The following is a 16750-nucleotide window of genomic DNA, read 5'->3' on the forward strand; positions in this document are numbered from 1 at the left end:
CCGTGGCGGCAACAGCTGGCAACGAACTCCCCGGCAATGCGGGGGTCACTAGTCTGGCAAGCGGTCTACGCTTCCTCAGTGCGCCGCCCCGTCATCATGGAGGACTGAATATGCTGTTGTTGTGGATCGTGGTACTGGTCATCGGCAAGGCCTGGCTGTTCCATCGGCGCGTGGCGCCCCTGCCTGCCCTGGGCATCATTGCCGTGTACCTGCTGGCCATGGGCATGTTCAGCCACGCGCCGGGCTGGCTGCTGGCGATATTCTGGGTGCTGCTCATTGCCAGCGCCCTGCCCCTGCTGTTGCCCGACCTGCGCCGCAAGCTGTTCACCGCCCCGCTGTTCAATTGGTTCCAGCGCACGCTGCCGCCCATGTCGCAGACCGAGCGCGAAGCCATCGACGCCGGCACCGTGTGGTGGGACGGCCAGCTGTTCAGCGGTCGCCCCGACTGGCATACCTTGCTGGGCTACCCCAAGGCGCAACTGACCGCCGAGGAACAGGCCTTCATCGACGGCCCTACCGAAGCGCTGTGTGCCATGGTCAGCGACTGGCAGATCGGCCAGGACCTCGACCTGCCGCCCGAAGCCTGGGCGCATATAAAGGAACACGGCTTCTTCGCCCTGATCATTCCCAAGGAGTACGGCGGCAAGGGCTTCTCCGCCTACGCCCACTCCCAGGTGGCGATGAAACTGGCCACCCGCAGCGGCGACCTGGCGTCCACGGTCATGGTCCCCAACTCCCTGGGCCCGGCCGAACTGCTGCTGCACTACGGCACCGACGAACAACGCAACCATTACCTGCCGCGCCTGGCCCGCGGTGACGACATCCCCTGCTTCGCCCTCACCGGCCCACTGGCCGGCTCCGACGCCGGCGCCATGCCTGACACCGGGGTCATCTGCAAAGGGCAATGGCAGGGCGAGGAAGTCATCGGCCTGCGCCTGAACTGGGAAAAGCGTTACATCACGCTGGGGCCGGTCGCGACCCTGCTGGGTTTGGCCTTCAAGGCCCACGACCCCGACCACCTGCTGGGTGAGGAAACCGACCTGGGCATCACCCTGGCGTTGATTCCCACCGATACCCCCGGCGTGACCATCGGCCGCCGCCACCTGCCCCTGGGCGCCGCCTTCATGAACGGCCCCAACGCCGGCAAGGACGTGTTCGTGCCGCTGGACTACCTGATCGGCGGCCAGGCCATGCTCGGCAAGGGCTGGATGATGCTGATGAACTGCCTGTCGGTGGGCCGTTCCATCTCGCTGCCGGCGGTGGGCACCGGTGCGGCCAAGTACACCAGCCTGGTCACCGGCCAGTACACCCAGGTGCGCGAGCAGTTCAACGTGCCGTTGGCTGCTTTCGAAGGCATCCAGGCCGCCATGGCGCGCATCGGCGGCAACGCCTGGCTGATGGACGCGGCGCGCATGCTCACCGCCAACGCCGTGGATCTTGGGGAAAAACCCTCGGTATTGTCGGCGATCCTCAAGTACCACCTCACCGAGCGTGGCCGCGAGTGCATCAGCCACGCCATGGACGTGCACGGCGGCAAGGGCATCATCATGGGGCCCAACAACTACCTGGGCCGCAACTGGCAAGGGGCGCCTATCTTCATCACCGTGGAAGGCGCCAACATCCTTTCGCGCAACCTGATGATCTTCGGCCAGGGCGCCATTCGCTGCCACCCCTTCGTGCTCAAGGAAATGGCCCTGGCCGCCCGCGAAGACAAGGCCCAGGCACTGGTGGAGTTCGACGCCCTGCTGCTCAAGCACATCGGCTTCGCCATCGGCAATGCCGCCAGCACCTGGGTGCTCAACCTGGGCCTGGGGCATTTCGAACACGCCCCCGGCGACGCCATCAGCCAGGGCTATTTCCGCGCGCTGAACCGCCAGGCCGCCGCATTCGCCCTGCTGGCCGACCTGAGCATGATGCTGCTGGGCGGCGAGCTCAAACGCCGCGAACGCCTGTCGGCGCGCCTGGGCGACGTGCTCAGCAATCTCTACCTGGGCTCGGCGGCGCTCAAGCGCTACCACGACCAAGGCTCGCCGGAATACCTGCAACCACTGTTGCACTGGGCCATGGAAGAAAGCCTGGGCCAGGCCGAGCGCGCGCTGGATGAGCTACTGAAGAACTTCCCCAGCCGGGTGCTCGGCTGCCTGCTGCGCGTGGTGGTGTTCCCGTTCGGCCGCCGCCCCACCGGGCCTTCCGACCGCCTGGACGCCGAAGTAGCCGAAGTGATCGGCCGCGCCAAGGGTGACCCGGCGCTGGAAGAACTGCTGGCGGGTTGCTACCGCCCTACCGCCGAAGGCGACCCGGTAGCCGCGTTGCAGACGGCCTGCGATCTGCTGGCCGCCAGCCACCCCCTGCAGAAAAAACTGCACACCGCCTACAAGGCCGGCCAGTTCACCCCCGCCCCGGAAGAAACCCTGATAGACGCTGCCCTGCAGGCAGGCGTGCTGCAGGCAGGCGAAGCCGAGACCCTGCGCCAGGCCGAAGCCGCGCGGCGCAAGGTTATCGACGTGGACGACTTCGACAAGGCGCAACTCAAGCCGGGCGACGGCCTGGTTCGATGACACACCTCCTCCCGGGCGCGTATACTCCCGCGCCCGTTTTACCCAAGAGGACCTTCAACATGGCCACCCCCTACATCGACCACCAGCTTGTGCTGCTCGATCACCTGCGCGGCATCCTGGTCGCCCTGGGTGAAGCCGAACAGGTACCCGACGAAAGCCACGCCCTGTTCCTGGAGCGCTATGACGAACTGCGCATGGAACTGCCTATCGATCCGGTCGCCAGCGCCTACCTGGGCCAGGACCTGATGTGCCAGATCATCCAGCGCTACCCGCAGATCGCCCACCTGATCCCCCGCGACCTGCTGTGGTTCTTCGGCGGCGACTGCCTGCACTACATGCCCGACGAAGAGATCGACCTGTACCAGGCCCTGGAAGAGCGCCGCTTCGAAGCGGAGGAGAACGAGGAACCGTTCGACTGGAACCAGGAGAAGCAATTGCTGGCCCTGTCGCTGCAGGACAGCAGCAAGCACTGATTGCCACCGCTCACGAAAAAGCCGCTCGATGAGCGGCTTTTTTTTGCCTGCGACGGCGATATTTTCTCGAGGCAAACAAAAACGCCGCTCAGTGAGCGGCGTTCTTGATTTAATTTGGAGCGGGAAACGAGACTCGAACTCGCGACCCCGACCTTGGCAAGGTCGTGCTCTACCAACTGAGCTATTCCCGCAGAAGACAACTTTGTGTATCAGCCATCTTGTTCGAACCGTTGATGTTCATCAGCGTTTCGATGGGGCAGATTTTGAAGCTATTTGAAGATCTTGGCAAGCACTTTTTTCAAAAAAATCGTTTTTTTTCACAGGGTTAGCGAAATAGCCGGTGAAAAGCCCCCGTAGCAGCTGCCGAAGGCTGCGTCTCGGCCGCGTCAGGTTCACCGTCCGCGCCCGGGACGCAGCCTTCGGCAGCTGCTACGGTCCGCCCCCATAACAATGACTATTGTTTTCGCACAAACAAAAACGCCGCTCAATGAGCGGCGTTCTTGATGAATATGGAGCGGGAAACGAGACTCGAACTCGCGACCCCGACCTTGGCAAGGTCGTGCTCTACCAACTGAGCTATTCCCGCAAATGGCGTCCCCTAGGGGACTCGAACCCCTGTTACCGCCGTGAAAGGGCGGTGTCCTAGGCCACTAGACGAAGGGGACACGCTGCCCGGAACACATGGTGTGTGTTTCGGTGCCCAGATCCGCACCCTGAGGCTTGGTTCTGGTTTCACTCAACCCCGCCCGAAAGCGAAGCTGTTTAAAAATGGAGCGGGAAACGAGACTCGAACTCGCGACCCCGACCTTGGCAAGGTCGTGCTCTACCAACTGAGCTATTCCCGCATTGGCGTCCCCTAGGGGACTCGAACCCCTGTTACCGCCGTGAAAGGGCGGTGTCCTAGGCCACTAGACGAAGGGGACACGCTACAACATTCACTCCCTGCTGCGTTTCGCTGTGTGCTTTACGCTGCAAGTGGCGCGCATTCTAGGGGTGGTTTGGGAAGTCGTCAACCCCCAATGATAAATTTATTTAAATCAATGACTTCCCTGCCGATAGCCTGACCGGGAGCGGCGTTCACCGGCCCGGCGTGGCGGCCTTCGGGCGATAGCCTCTATCCGGGCCGTGGCTTAGCCACTACACTCAAATGGACGACAATCTGACGAGGCTTACACGGTGACACCACTCATGATCACCCTGATTATAGTAGCGGGGATCGTTGCATTGATCGCCATCGGTTATCTCAATAACGTGGTGGAGACCAACAAGCTGGAGAAGACCAAGCTCAAGCATGAGCTGGCCGACCGCTTGCGCCGCTGTGGCGAGATCACCGAGACCTTCCCCGGGCAATTCATGACGCCGGCATTGAAGCTGCTGCTGACCCGCCTGGAACTCAACCTCAACCAACGCATCCTGGCCCAGGACAAGGGCAACGCCGCCATCAAGGCGCGCCTGGTGGAGCTGGAAGCGGAAATCGCCAAGGGCGAAGGCATTGCGGTAAAGAATGCACCTATCCCTATCCAGACCGAGGTCAAGGCCAAGGACGTGCGCTTTCTGCTCGAAGCCCTGCACGCCCAGGTGACCCGCGCGGCCCAGGACGGCTTCCTGCCGGCCAACGAGGCCAAGCACTGGATCCGCGAGATTCGTCATATATTGGTGCTGCTGCACATCGAGTTCTTCAACAACCTGGGGCAGGCGGCACTGCAGGCCGAACAACCGGGCCAGGCGCGCCTGGCCTTCGAGCGCGGCGCCCAGTACCTGCGCAAGCAGCCGGAGCCGGCGGTTTACCAGGAACAGCTCAAGTACATGGAGAAATTGCTGGCGCGGGCCAACGCCCTGGTGCTGGACAGCAATGCACCGAGCGAAGACGACCACAACGAATTGACCGAGGGCCTGAAGGAAGTCGAGCCCGAGTGGAAGAAGAAAGTCATCTACGATTGACCTGTAGCAGCGGCCCCACGGCCGCGTCGCTGCCGACGCCGCCTTCGGCAGCTGCTACAGGGGTTGCGTCACCGAATCAGCAATCGGTGGAACGCAGGAAAATCTCCACCATCCTTTCCATCCCCGCCTGGTCCGCTTCGCTGAAGCGTGCCAGCTGGGGGCTGTCCAGGTCCAATACGCCAATCAGGCGGCCATCCTTTACCAGCGGAATCACCAGCTCACTGTTCGAGGCACTGTCGCAGGCGATATGGCCGGGGAACGCGTGCACGTCCTCCACGCGCTGGGTCTGGCGGGTGGCCGCCGCGGCGCCACACACGCCCTTGCTGAACGGAATGCGCACGCAGGCCACCTGGCCCTGGAACGGCCCCAGCACCAGCTCTTCATTGCGGTTGATATAGAAGCCGGCCCAGTTCAGGTCGTCCACATAGTTGTAGAGGAACGCCGAGAACTGCGAGGCATTGGCAATGAAGTCGCGCTCGTCGGCGAGCAGCGATTCCAGTTGCGCGGTCAGCATCGCGTAGCCTTCGAGGCCCTGGCCGGTGCTGTTCAAATCGATCATTGCGGTTGCTCCAGTAATGTGAGACCTACCCAGTAACGGGCAAATTGATAGGCGCAGCGGCCGTTGCGGTTGCCACGGCCGGTGGCCCAGCGTGCCGCCAGGATGTCCAGCTCCGCGGTGCGCTGCCACTGCAGGCCGGCCTGGCGGGCGAATTCGCCGATCCAGTGCTCGACCACGTTGAGATAATGCTCCTGGCTGAATGGATAGAACGACAGCCACAGGCCAAACCGGTCCGACAGGGCGATCTTGTCTTCCACCGCCTCGCTGGGGTGGATCTCGCCATCGACGTTCTGCCAGTGGGCGTTGTCGCTTTCCTTCTCCGGCACCAGATGCCGGCGGTTGGAGGTAGCGTACAGCAGCACGTTGTCCGGTGCCGATTCCAATGAGCCGTCGAGCACGCTCTTGAGGATACGGTAATCACCCTCCCCCGCCTCGAAGGACAAATCGTCGCAGAACAGCACGAAGCGCTGGGGCAGGCCCGCCAGTTGCTCCACCACGCGTGGCAGGTCGGCCAAATGGTCGCGCTCGATTTCGATCAGCCGCAGCCCCTGCCCGGCGTATTCGGCCAGCAGCGCGCGCACCAGCGACGATTTGCCGGTGCCCCGCGAGCCCCACAGCAAGGCGTGGTTGGCCGGCAAGCCCTGGAGGAACTGGCGGGTATTGCCGCCCAGCTGGTCGCGCTGGCGGTCCACGCCGATCAGGTCGGTGAGCCGCGTGCTCAGGCTGACCTGCAACGGCAGCAGGTAGCCCGTGCGGCCGTCGCGCTGCCAGCGCGCGGCCAGGCATTGGTCCCAGTCGAGCGCCGGGCGCACGGCGGGCAATAACGGCTCCAGGCGCGCCAGCACCGATTCGGCGCGTTGCAGGAATGCCTCCAGACGCGAATCCATGACTTCTCCTTTGCACATTTTCACAGTAAAACGCGCGCGAACACTGTCGATATACTGAAATCACAGCGCCGATAAGGACACGACATCAGCTATGCTTGCCCAGCGCGCACGGAACGAACCCTTGGCCCGGTATATATGGATATAAAGTTCACCCACAGACTGTCATACAAGCAGGCTCGACTGACAGTAGTGGTCGGTTTCATTATCGGGACATTGCTGAGCATTGTGCAGATCGGCATCGATTATGCCAACGTCGACGCGGCCATCAACCGCGAAATGGTCTCGCTGCTCGAGATCAGCCACAACCCCGCTTCACGCATCGCCTACAACATCGACGCCGAGCTGGCCAAGGAACTGGCCGCAGGGCTGCTGCATTCCGAATCGATTGTCGGCGCACGCCTGTCCGATAACAACGATACCGTGCTGGCCAATGTCAACCGGCCGCGCCTGGAAAGCCGCTACCGCTTCGTCAGCGACTTCCTGTTCGGCGAGCGCCGTACCTACGACGATGCCCTGTTCCTTAGCCACATGCCCACCGAGCGCCTGGGCACCCTGCACCTGGACGTCGACACCCTGGCCTTCGGCACGCGCTTCCTGCGCCGCGCCGAGATCACCCTGTTTTCCGGCTTCCTGCGCAGCCTGCTGCTGGCGGCCATCATGCTGGCGCTGTTCTACACCATGCTGACCAAGCCGCTGGTGCGGGTGATCAGTGCCCTGAGCAACTCCAACCCCCACGCGGCCAAGCCCACCAAGCTCGACTACCCGCCCGGCCACGAGAACGATGAAATCGGCGTGCTGGTGCGCGCGGCCAACCAGCAGTTCGTCAGCATGAGCACCGAGATCCAGCAGCGGCGCACGGCCGAAAACCGCCTCACCGACTACCTGGCCGAGCTGGAAAATATCGTTTCGGCGCGCACCACCGAGCTCAAGGCCAGCAACATCCGCCTGAGCCTGTCCAACGAAGAGCTGGAGAACGCCCGGCGCACCGCCATGGAAATGGCCCAGGCCCGGGCAGCGTTCCTGGCCAACATGAGCCACGAGATCCGCACCCCGCTCAACGGCCTGCTGGGCATGATCGCGCTGTCGCTGGACAGCCCGCTGAACGCCGAGCAGCGCCAGCAGCTGTCCATCGCCCATGACTCGGGCAAGGTGCTGGTGGAACTGCTGAACGACATTCTCGACCTGTCGAAATTCGACGCCGGCCAGCTGGAGCTGGAGCGCATTCCCTTCGACCTCGGCGCGCTGGTGGAAGACACCGCCAACCTGCTGTCGCAGAACGCTGCGCCCAGCGTCGAGCTGGCCTGCCTGATCGACCCCCGGTTCCCCGCCATGGTGCTGGGCGACCCGACCCGCGTGCGGCAGATCGTCAGCAACCTGCTGTCCAACGCCCTGAAGTTCACTCGCTTCGGCCGCGTGGACGTGCGCCTGAGCACCTACCCCGGTGGCGTCAGCATCGAGGTGTGCGACACCGGCATCGGCATTCCCCAGGAAGCCCAGGTCAAGATCTTCCAGCCGTTCACCCAGGCCGGCGCTGGCATCACCCGCCAGTACGGCGGCACCGGCCTGGGCCTGGCGCTGACCAACAACCTGTGCGAGGCCATGCAGGGGCGCCTGAGCATCAGCTCCGAGGCCGGTTTCGGCAGCCGCTTCAGCGCCGACCTGCCACTGCTGACCCATACGCCGGCCGTCGCCCCACCTTTATTGAAGGGCAAGGTCATTGCCATCAGCCCGGCCAGCAGCGGCCTCGCCGAACTGCTGCAGAGCCTGCTGCCCGGCTGGGGCCTGGACTACCAGCGGCTGAGCACCGACGCGCCGCTGGAAGGCCTGAACCCCGACCTGCTGATTACCGACTGCCTGGACTGCCTGTTCGGCCTGCGCCCGGCCATTACCGCGCCGATCCTGCTGGTGACCGCCTACGGCAATTTCCTCCCCAGCGAACAGGCCACGGCCCTCAGCCCGCTGCAACAACAGGCCCGGCCACTGGCGCGCAACGCGCTGTACCAGACCCTGCGGCGCACCCTGCTGGGTGACGAGCCCAGCCAGCAACTGGCGCTGGAGCGCGGCGAGGCACCGCCCCGCCGCGCGCGCATTTTGCTGGTGGAGGACAACCCGGTGAACCAGCTGGTGGCCAAGGGCATGCTCAGCAAGCTGGGCTGCGAGGTGACGGTGGCCGCCCACGGCGGCGAGGCCCTGGCGGCGCTGGAAGACAAGGAATACGACCTGGTGCTGATGGACTGCAACATGCCGGTGATGGACGGCTACGAGGCCAGCCGGCGCATTCGCCAGAGCGGACGCTGGCCGCAGCTGCCCATCGTGGCGCTGACCGCCAACGCCATGCCCGAGGAGCGCGAGCGCTGCCGTGCGGCGGGCATGAGCGATTACCTGGCCAAGCCGTTCCGTCGCGAAGAGCTGATCACCCTGATCGACCACTGGATACCGCTCAACCTCGCGCCGTGAGCTGCGCCAGCAGGTGCTCGAGCCCCTGCTGCAAGGGCTGCAACTGGTTGAGGTCCAGGCCACTGGCGCAGATCAGCCGCTCGCGCAACGCAGCGGCCTGGCCGCGCAGCGCCAGGCCTTGATCGGTCAGGCCCAGGTGCACTTCACGTTCGTCGAGCACGGCACGGCGGCGCACCACCAGGCCCAGCTGTTCGATGCGCTTGAGCAACGGCGTGAGGGTGCCTGAATCCAGCATCAGCCGCTCGCCGAGGGCCTTCACCGTGGGCTGTTCCGGCGCGCTGGCGTGCCACTCCCACAGCACCAGCATGGCCAGGTACTGCGGGTAGGTGAGGCCCAAGGCGTCGAGCATCGGCTTGTAGCCACGGGTCACGGCGCGGGAGGCGGCGTACAGTTTGAAGCACAACTGGTCGTCCAGCAGCAGGCCGGTCATTTCAGCAACGCTTGGATCTCGCCGTCCAGCTCCTGGGGCTTGGTGGTGGGGCCGAAGCGCTTGACCAGCTTGCCGTCCTTGCCGATCAGGAACTTGGTGAAGTTCCACTTGATGCCCTGGGACCCCAGCAGCCCCGGCGCGCGCTTTTTCAACTGCACGAACAGCGGGTGGGCGTGGGCGCCATTGACGTCGATCTTCTTGAATAAAGGAAAGGTAACGCCGAAGTTCAGCTCGCAGAACTGCGAGATCTGGTCTTCACTGCCAGGCTCCTGCTTGCCGAACTGGTTGCAAGGAAAGCCCAGCACCACCAGGCCCTGGTCCTTGTAGTCCTGCCACAGCTGCTCCAGCCCCTTGTATTGCGGGGTGAAGCCGCACTTGCTGGCGGTGTTGACCACCAGGATGGCCTTGCCGGCGAAATCGGCCAGGGTTTTCTGCTCACCGGTGATGGTGGCGCAAGGAATGTTCAGCAGGGCGTCGCTCATGGCAGGTCCTCCGTGGGTGGAAGGATAACCATAGCGTGCAATTCAATTGCACACAATTTAAATAACACCCCGTAGCAGCGGCCACAGGCCGCGTCCTGGCCAGTAATGCGCGGCGCCTGGGGACGCGGCCTTTGGCCGCTGCTACGGGCGGGGGTTACTCGCGGGGTACCAGGTCCAGGCACACCGAGTTGATGCAGTAGCGCAGGCCGGTCGGCGGCGGGCCGTCGGGGAACACGTGGCCCAGGTGGGCGTCACAGGTCGCGCAGGTGACTTCGGTGCGGATCATGCCGTGGCTGGTATCACGGATCTCGATCATCGCACTGTCTTCGATCGGCGCGTAGAAGCTCGGCCAGCCGCAACCGGAATCGAACTTGGTGGTCGAATCGAACAGTGCGGCATTACAGCACACGCAATGGTACACGCCATCGGTCTTGGTGCTGTTGTACTTGCCCGTGAAGGGGCGCTCGGTGGCCTTGAGGCGGCAGACGTTGTATTGCTCGGGGTCGAGCATCGCCTTCCATTCTTCCTCGGTCTTGGTGAACTTGGTCATCGGGTTACCTCGGCAGCTGAAAAACCCCGATCTGTCCCTTTTCCGGGGATCGGGTGGCACGTATGATTGCGCCTTGTTCAGACCCCAGTCTGTCACCCACGCCAGGCGCATTCAATTTCATTTTCACCGCGCCATCTCGCGGCACTTTTTTTCCTTGGGATTCCATCATGCAGGTCAGCAAATCGAACAAGCTCGCCAACGTCTGCTATGACATTCGCGGGCCGGTGCTCAAGCACGCCAAACGCCTGGAGGAGGAAGGCCACCGCATCCTCAAGCTGAACATCGGCAACCCGGCGCCGTTTGGCTTCGAGGCGCCGGACGAAATCCTCCAGGACGTGATCCGCAACCTGCCCACCGCCCAAGGCTACAGCGACTCCAAGGGCCTGTTCAGCGCGCGCAAGGCCGTGATGCAGTACTACCAGCAGAAGCAGGTGGAAGGCATCGGCATCGAGGACATCTACCTGGGCAACGGCGTCTCCGAGCTGATCGTGATGGCCCTGCAGGCCCTGCTCAACAACGGCGACGAGGTGCTGGTACCGGCGCCCGATTACCCGCTGTGGACCGCCTCGGTGAGCCTGGCCGGCGGCCACGCCGTGCACTACCTGTGCGACGAGCAGGCCAACTGGTGGCCTGACCTGGACGACATCAAGGCCAAGATCACCCCTAACACCAAGGCCATGGTGATCATCAACCCGAACAACCCCACCGGCGCCGTGTATTCGAAGGAAGTGCTGCTGGGCATGCTGGAAATCGCCCGCCAGCACAACCTGGTGGTGTTCTCCGACGAGATCTACGACAAGATCCTCTACGACGACGCCGTGCACGTGTGCACCGCCTCCCTGGCCCCGGACCTGCTGTGCCTGACCTTCAACGGCCTGTCCAAGTCGTACCGCGTGGCCGGCTTCCGTTCGGGCTGGATCGCCATCTCCGGGCCCAAGCACAACGCCCAGAGCTACATTGAAGGCATCGACATCCTGGCCAACATGCGCCTGTGTGCCAACGTGCCAAGCCAGCACGCCATTCAGACCGCCCTGGGCGGCTACCAGAGCATCAACGACCTGGTACTGCCCAACGGCCGCCTGCTGGAGCAGCGCAACCGCACCTGGGAACTGCTCAACGACATCCCTGGCGTGAGCTGCGTGAAGCCCATGGGCGCGCTGTACGCGTTCCCGCGCATCGACCCGAAGGTGTGCCCGATCCACAACGACGAGAAGTTCGTGTTGGACCTGCTGCTGTCGGAAAAACTGCTGGTGGTGCAGGGCACCGCGTTCAACTGGCCATGGCCTGACCACTTCCGCGTGGTCACCCTGCCGCGCGTGGACGACCTGGAACAGGCCATCGGCCGCATCGGCGGCTTCCTGAAGAACTACAAGCAGTAACTCCCCTCCCCGTAGCAGCTGCCGCCAGGCTGCGTCAGGCCACCGCGTGGAGCCCTGACGCAGCCTGGCGGCAGCTGCTACGCATTTGGTAACACTTCTCCGAACAACCACTGATCCCGCCACCCCACGGCGGTAGCGCCCTGCTGTCTAGAATCATGGTTGTGACACAGTTTGAAATAGTCGCGTTGTTGAATCGCCGGGGCCCTCCCCTTATATACCCGTCAACGCGACAATTTCTTCCGTCAGGAGTACGTAACAACCATGATGCGCATCTTGCTGTTCCTAGCCACCAACCTTGCGGTCGTGCTGATTGCCAGCATCACCCTGAGCCTTTTTGGCTTCAACGGGTTCATGGCAGCCAACGGCGTGGATCTGAACCTCAAACAACTGCTGGTCTTCTGCGCCGTGTTCGGCTTCGCCGGCTCGCTGTTCTCGCTGTTCATCTCCAAGTGGATGGCGAAAATGAGCACCAGCACGCAAATCATCAGCCAGCCACGCACCCGCCACGAACAGTGGCTGCTGGCGACCGTTGAACAGCTGTCCCGCGAAGCCGGCATCAAGATGCCCGAGGTGGGTATCTTCCCGGCCTACGAGGCCAACGCCTTCGCCACCGGCTGGAACAAGAACGACGCCCTGGTGGCGGTCAGCCAGGGCCTGCTGGAGCGCTTCTCGCCCGACGAGGTGAAAGCGGTGCTGGCCCACGAGATCGGCCACGTGGCCAACGGCGACATGGTCACCCTGGCGCTGGTGCAGGGCGTGGTGAACACCTTCGTGATGTTCTTCGCGCGCATCATCGGCAACTTCGTCGACAAGGTCATCTTCAAGAACGAGGAAGGCCAGGGCATGGCCTACTACATCGCGACCATCTTCGCCGAACTGGTGCTGGGCATCCTGGCCAGCGTCATCGTCATGTGGTTCTCGCGCAAGCGCGAGTTCCGCGCCGACGAGGCCGGTGCTCGCCTGGCGGGCACCGGGGCAATGATCGGCGCCCTGCAGCGCCTGCGCTCGGAACAGGGCGTGCCGGTGCACATGCCGGACACCCTGACCGCCTTCGGCATCAACGGTGGCCTCAAGCACGGCCTGGCTGGCCTGTTCATGAGCCACCCGCCGCTGGAAGACCGCATCGAGGCGTTGCGCCGCCGCGGTTGATGGAGGCGCAACACCACCTGTAGCCGCTGCCGTAGGCTACGCTGGCCCTGAGCCACACTGGAGATCTCCAGCGTACACAAGGGCCAGCGCAGCCTGCGGCAGCGGCTACGAGGTGAGGTGGTAAGCGCGCTCGTGCAGGCGCTGGGCGCCGGCATCGGCGAACTTGCCGCCCTCACCCAGAATGTCCCGGCACTCCAGCTGCTCGACCTGCCACTGGCCGCCCCACAACGCCTGCACTTCATCATCCGGCACCGCGAACGGCGGCCCGGGGAGCACGTCCTGGTCGTAATCCAGCGTCACCAGCAGCCCCGCGCAGCCTTTGGGCAGAATCGCCGTCAGGTGCTGCACGTAGCGGCGACGCATGTCCGGCGGCAAGGCAATCAGGGCCGCGCGGTCGTACAGCGCCGTACAACCGGCCACGTCCTGCGCCGTCAGCGCGAAGAAATCCCCGCACCACAGCTGCACATCACCCGCCTGGTAGCGCGTGAACGCGCCCTCCGCGTGTACTTGGGGCAGCAGCTGCTGCTCATGGAAAAACGCCTGCACGGCCTTCTCCGCCAGCTCCACGCCCAGCACCCGCACACCCTGCCCCGCCAGCCACGCCAGGTCCAGGCTCTTGCCGCACAAGGGCACCAGCACCTGGGCGCCAGGCGCTACGCCCAGGGCCGGCCAATGGCGCTGCAGGTACGGATTGACCTGCGCCTGGTGAAAACCGATCTGGTTGCGCTGCCAGCGCTCCTGCCAAAAATCAGCCTGCATGCTTTACCCCATCAATTCGATCAAACGGCACTAAAACTTATATTAGATTTAGATCAATCACTGGCCGATGATAATCCCATCTCAACGCTCAGGACTTCAATCATGCTGCCCAGCCTGTTCATCTCCCACGGTTCGCCCATGCTCGCCCTGCAGCCCGGCGCCAGCGGCCCGGCACTGGCCAGGCTGGCCGCCGAACTGCCGCGCCCAAAAGCCATCGTGGTGGTGTCGGCGCACTGGGAAAGCCGCGAGCTGCTGGTGGCCAGCAGCCCGGCCCCGGAAACCTGGCACGACTTCGGCGGCTTTCCGCCCGAGCTGTTTGCCGTGCAATACCCCGCCCCCGGCGAACCCGCCCTGGCCGCCGACATTGCCCAGCGCCTGACCGACGCCGGCCTGCCGGCGCGCCTGGACCCACAGCGGCCGTTCGACCACGGTGCCTGGGTGCCGTTGTCGCTGATGTACCCAGCGGCCGACATTCCGGTGGTGCAGGTGTCGCTGCCCAGCCGCCTCGGGCCGCAACTGCAACACCTGGTGGGCCAGGCCCTGGCCGGCTTGCGCGGCGAAGGCGTGCTGCTGATCGGCTCGGGCAGCATCACCCACAACCTGCGCGAACTGGACTGGCACGCCGGCCCGGAAAGCGCCACGCCGTGGGCCAAGGCCTTCCGCGACTGGATGCTGGAAAAACTGCAGGCCGACGACCAGGCCGCGCTGTTCGACTACCGCCAGCAAGCGCCCTTCGCCGCGAAGAACCACCCCAGCGACGAGCACCTGCTGCCGCTGTACTTCGCCCGCGGCGCTGGCGACACCTTCGGCCTCGCCCACGCAGGGTGGACCCTGGGCGCGCTGGGCATGGACATCTACCGCTTCGATTGACAGACGCCGCCTGGCGGCAGCTGCTACACAGGGCCTCTGTAGCAGCGGCCGCAGGCCGCGTCATGGGCGCCGCAGTGAGCCTGACCCACCGCGCATGCAAGACGCAGCCTGCGGCAGCTGCTACGTCATCATGGTTTCAGGCAAACGCTGTAGCAGCGGCCGCAGGCCGCGTCATGGGCGCCGCAGTGAGCCTGACCCACTGCGCATGCAAGACGCAGCCTGCGGCAGCTGCTACGGCATCATGGTTTCAGGCAAACGCTGTAGCAGCGGCCGCAGGCCGCGTCATGGGCGCCGCGGTGAGCCTGACCCGCCGCGCATGCAAGACGCAGCCTGCGGCAGCTGCTACGGCATCATGGTTTCAGGCAAACGCTGTAGCAGCGGCCGCAGGCCGCGTCATGGGCGCCGCAGTGAGCCTGACCCACCGCGCATGCAAGACGCAGCCTGCGGCAGCTGCTACGGCATCATGGTTTCAGGCAAACGCTGTAGCAGCGGCCGCAGGCCGCGTCCCACTCCAACCACAGGCAAAAAAAAATCCCCGGCACCAGGCCGGGGATTTTTCATTTCAGATCAGCCGCAAGGCAGGATCAGTCTTCGCGATAACGACGCAGCTTCAGCTGCTTGCCGGCAACGCGAGTGTCCTTGAGCTTGGCCAGCAGCTTCTCCAGGCCTTCCTCAGGCAGCTCGACCAGGCTGAAGCTGTCGCGTACCTGGATACGGCCGATCGCTTCGCGGGCCAGGCCGCCTTCGTTGAGGATAGCGCCCAGCAGGTTCTTCGCGGCGATACCGTCGCGAGCACCCAGGGCAGTACGGCAGCGTGCACGGCCTTCGCCCAGCGGCATTGGCGCGCGACGCTCGCGGTCACCACGCTCAGGACGGTCACCACCGGTACGCTCACGCGGCGCGCTGGTCGGCACCAGTGGCTGCTCGCGCTCTACCGCTTCCAGGGTCAGCGCCTGGCCATTGGTGGCCTTGCGCAGCAGGGCAGCGGCCAGGGCACGTGGAGTGCAGCCGATGTCAGCGGTCAGGCGGTCCAGCAGGTCGCCATGAGTGGCTTCTGCGTCGGCAACCAGCGGCGCCAGGCCGTTGGTCAGCTTCTTGATGCGGGCATCAAGCACAGCCTGGGCGTTCGGCAGGCGAACTTCGGCAACCTTCTGACCAGTTACACGCTCGATAACCTGCAGCATGCGGCGCTCACGCGGGGTGACCAGCAGCAGGGCACGGCCTTCGCGACCGGCACGGCCAGTACGGCCGATACGGTGAACGTAGGACTCCGGGTCGTACGGCATGTCGACGTTGAACACGTGAGTGATGCGCGGTACGTCCAGGCCACGGGCAGCGACGTCGGTAGCGACGACGATGTCCAGGCGGCCATCCTTCAGCGAGTCGATGACGCGCTCACGCTGGTTCTGGGCAATGTCGCCGTTCAGGGCGGCAGCCTTGTAGCCTTTGGCTTCAAGGGCGCTGGCCAGGTCCAGGGTGGCTTGCTTGGTACGCACGAAGGCGATCAGGGCGTCGAACTCTTCCACTTCCAGCAGGCGCAGGACAGCGGAAGTCTTCTGGTCAGCGTGAACCAGCAGGTGAGCCTGCTCGATCGCGGTAACGGTCTGGGTCTTGCTCTGGATCTTGACGTGTTTCGGGTCTTTCAGGTGACGCTCGGCGATTGCGCGGATCGACTGCGGCAGGGTAGCCGAGAACAGTACGGTCTGACGCGACTCGGGCATGGCCTTGAAGATGACTTCCAGGTCGTCCATGAAGCCCAGCTTGAGCATTTCGTCGGCTTCGTCGAGAACCAGGTGGTTCACGGTGGCCAGGACCTTCTCGTCACGACGCAGGTGGTCGCACAGACGGCCAGGGGTTGCCACGACGATTTGCGCGCCGTTGCGGATAGCTTTCAGTTGCGGGCCCATCGGGGCACCGCCATACACGGCCACTACGGTTACGCCAGGCATCTGCTTGGCGTAGGTTTCGAATGCAGTGGCTACTTGCAGCGCCAACTCACGGGTTGGCGCCAGGATCAGGGCTTGCGGCTCGCGCTTGCTCGGGTCGATGCGATTCAGAATCGGCAGTGCGAAGGCAGCGGTTTTACCGGTACCAGTCTGCGCCTGGCCGATCATGTCATGACCTTCCAGGATGATTGGGATCGATTGCTGCTGAATAGCCGACGGCTCTTCGTAGCCAGTCGCGATGACGGCTGCAACAATGTTCGGGTTAAGTCCGAGAGCGGCGAAGCCGCCGGTTTCCTGGGTCATGGGTCTG

The 16750-nt window shown here is 64.1% G+C and carries 14 protein-coding genes and 5 tRNA genes; 7 read left to right on the forward strand and 12 right to left on the reverse strand.

Annotated elements, in window-relative coordinates; translation table 11 throughout:
- Positions 1-110 precede the first annotated feature (110 nt).
- Entirely contained in the window at positions 111-2558 is a 2448-nt protein-coding gene (locus AC0Z2B_RS12710) for an acyl-CoA dehydrogenase (protein ID WP_476297020.1), read from the forward strand.
- 59 nt (positions 2559-2617) lie between these two features.
- A complete protein-coding gene (locus AC0Z2B_RS12715) occupies positions 2618-3031 on the forward strand; it encodes a PA2817 family protein (RefSeq protein WP_416423125.1) in 414 nt (137 codons plus the stop codon).
- Between the two features lie 115 nt (positions 3032-3146).
- Here AC0Z2B_RS12715 and AC0Z2B_RS12720 read toward each other — a convergent pair.
- From AC0Z2B_RS12720 to AC0Z2B_RS12740, 5 genes are all read right to left on the reverse strand, one after another.
- A tRNA-Gly gene (locus AC0Z2B_RS12720) sits at positions 3147-3222 on the reverse strand.
- A 319-nt stretch (positions 3223-3541) separates the two neighbouring features.
- Positions 3542-3617, reverse strand: a tRNA-Gly gene (locus tag AC0Z2B_RS12725).
- Positions 3618-3620: 3 nt separating this feature from the next.
- A tRNA-Glu gene (locus tag AC0Z2B_RS12730) sits at positions 3621-3696 on the reverse strand.
- Positions 3697-3800: 104 nt separating this feature from the next.
- Positions 3801-3876, reverse strand: a tRNA-Gly gene (locus AC0Z2B_RS12735).
- 2 nt (positions 3877-3878) lie between these two features.
- A tRNA-Glu gene (locus AC0Z2B_RS12740) sits at positions 3879-3954 on the reverse strand.
- Between the two features lie 253 nt (positions 3955-4207).
- Between AC0Z2B_RS12740 and AC0Z2B_RS12745 the strand changes: the two genes are divergently transcribed.
- Complete coding sequence (locus tag AC0Z2B_RS12745; RefSeq protein WP_476297022.1) at positions 4208-4972, forward strand: hypothetical protein; 765 nt, start codon at positions 4208-4210, stop codon at positions 4970-4972.
- A 76-nt stretch (positions 4973-5048) separates the two neighbouring features.
- Here AC0Z2B_RS12745 and AC0Z2B_RS12750 read toward each other — a convergent pair whose 3' ends face one another.
- Positions 5049-5531 (reverse strand): GAF domain-containing protein, encoded by a 483-nt coding sequence (locus AC0Z2B_RS12750; protein WP_476297023.1) that lies wholly within the window; start codon positions 5529-5531, stop codon positions 5049-5051.
- Entirely contained in the window at positions 5528-6418 is an 891-nt protein-coding gene (locus AC0Z2B_RS12755; RefSeq protein ID WP_476297024.1) for an ATP-binding protein, read from the reverse strand. Before AC0Z2B_RS12755 ends, AC0Z2B_RS12750 begins: the two co-directional genes overlap by 4 nt.
- A 135-nt stretch (positions 6419-6553) precedes the next feature.
- On the opposite strand from AC0Z2B_RS12755, the gene AC0Z2B_RS12760 reads away from it, so the two are divergent.
- On the forward strand, positions 6554-8875 hold the full coding sequence (locus tag AC0Z2B_RS12760; RefSeq protein ID WP_476297026.1) for a hybrid sensor histidine kinase/response regulator: 2322 nt from the start codon (positions 6554-6556) through the stop codon (positions 8873-8875).
- On the opposite strand, the gene AC0Z2B_RS12765 is transcribed toward AC0Z2B_RS12760, so the two are convergent.
- From AC0Z2B_RS12765 to msrB, 3 genes are all read right to left on the reverse strand, one after another.
- A complete protein-coding gene (locus tag AC0Z2B_RS12765) occupies positions 8859-9305 on the reverse strand; it encodes a MarR family winged helix-turn-helix transcriptional regulator (protein WP_476297028.1) in 447 nt (148 codons plus the stop codon). The two genes, AC0Z2B_RS12760 and AC0Z2B_RS12765, sit on opposite strands and share 17 nt — an antisense overlap.
- Positions 9302-9787, reverse strand: a complete 486-nt coding sequence (locus tag AC0Z2B_RS12770; RefSeq protein WP_416423119.1) for a glutathione peroxidase — start codon at positions 9785-9787, stop codon at positions 9302-9304. The genes AC0Z2B_RS12765 and AC0Z2B_RS12770 overlap by 4 nt, the downstream gene beginning before the upstream one ends.
- A gap of 154 nt (positions 9788-9941) precedes the next feature.
- Complete coding sequence (gene msrB / locus AC0Z2B_RS12775) at positions 9942-10337, reverse strand: peptide-methionine (R)-S-oxide reductase MsrB (RefSeq protein ID WP_416423118.1); 396 nt, start codon at positions 10335-10337, stop codon at positions 9942-9944.
- A 167-nt stretch (positions 10338-10504) separates the two neighbouring features.
- On the opposite strand from msrB, the gene AC0Z2B_RS12780 reads away from it, so the two are divergent.
- Complete coding sequence (locus AC0Z2B_RS12780; RefSeq protein ID WP_416423117.1) at positions 10505-11716, forward strand: pyridoxal phosphate-dependent aminotransferase; 1212 nt, start codon at positions 10505-10507, stop codon at positions 11714-11716.
- A 261-nt stretch (positions 11717-11977) separates the two neighbouring features.
- Positions 11978-12865 (forward strand): protease HtpX, encoded by an 888-nt coding sequence (gene htpX / locus AC0Z2B_RS12785; protein WP_416423116.1) that lies wholly within the window; start codon positions 11978-11980, stop codon positions 12863-12865.
- 105 nt (positions 12866-12970) lie between these two features.
- Here htpX and AC0Z2B_RS12790 read toward each other — a convergent pair whose 3' ends face one another.
- Positions 12971-13624: a thiopurine S-methyltransferase gene (locus AC0Z2B_RS12790; RefSeq protein WP_476297031.1), complete on the reverse strand. Its 654-nt coding sequence runs from the start codon at positions 13622-13624 to the stop codon at positions 12971-12973.
- 102 nt (positions 13625-13726) lie between these two features.
- Here AC0Z2B_RS12790 and AC0Z2B_RS12795 point away from each other — a divergent pair, with 102 nt between their 5' ends.
- Complete coding sequence (locus AC0Z2B_RS12795) at positions 13727-14494, forward strand: DODA-type extradiol aromatic ring-opening family dioxygenase (RefSeq protein ID WP_416423114.1); 768 nt, start codon at positions 13727-13729, stop codon at positions 14492-14494.
- Positions 14495-15078: 584 nt separating this feature from the next.
- On the opposite strand, the gene AC0Z2B_RS12800 is transcribed toward AC0Z2B_RS12795, so the two are convergent.
- The gene (locus tag AC0Z2B_RS12800) at positions 15079-16743 is read right to left on the reverse strand and encodes a DEAD/DEAH box helicase (protein WP_473005826.1); all 1665 of its coding nucleotides are present in this window, start codon (positions 16741-16743) and stop codon (positions 15079-15081) included.
- Positions 16744-16750 lie beyond the last annotated feature (7 nt).

Source organism: Pseudomonas sp. GYB4201, from assembly GCF_056312595.1.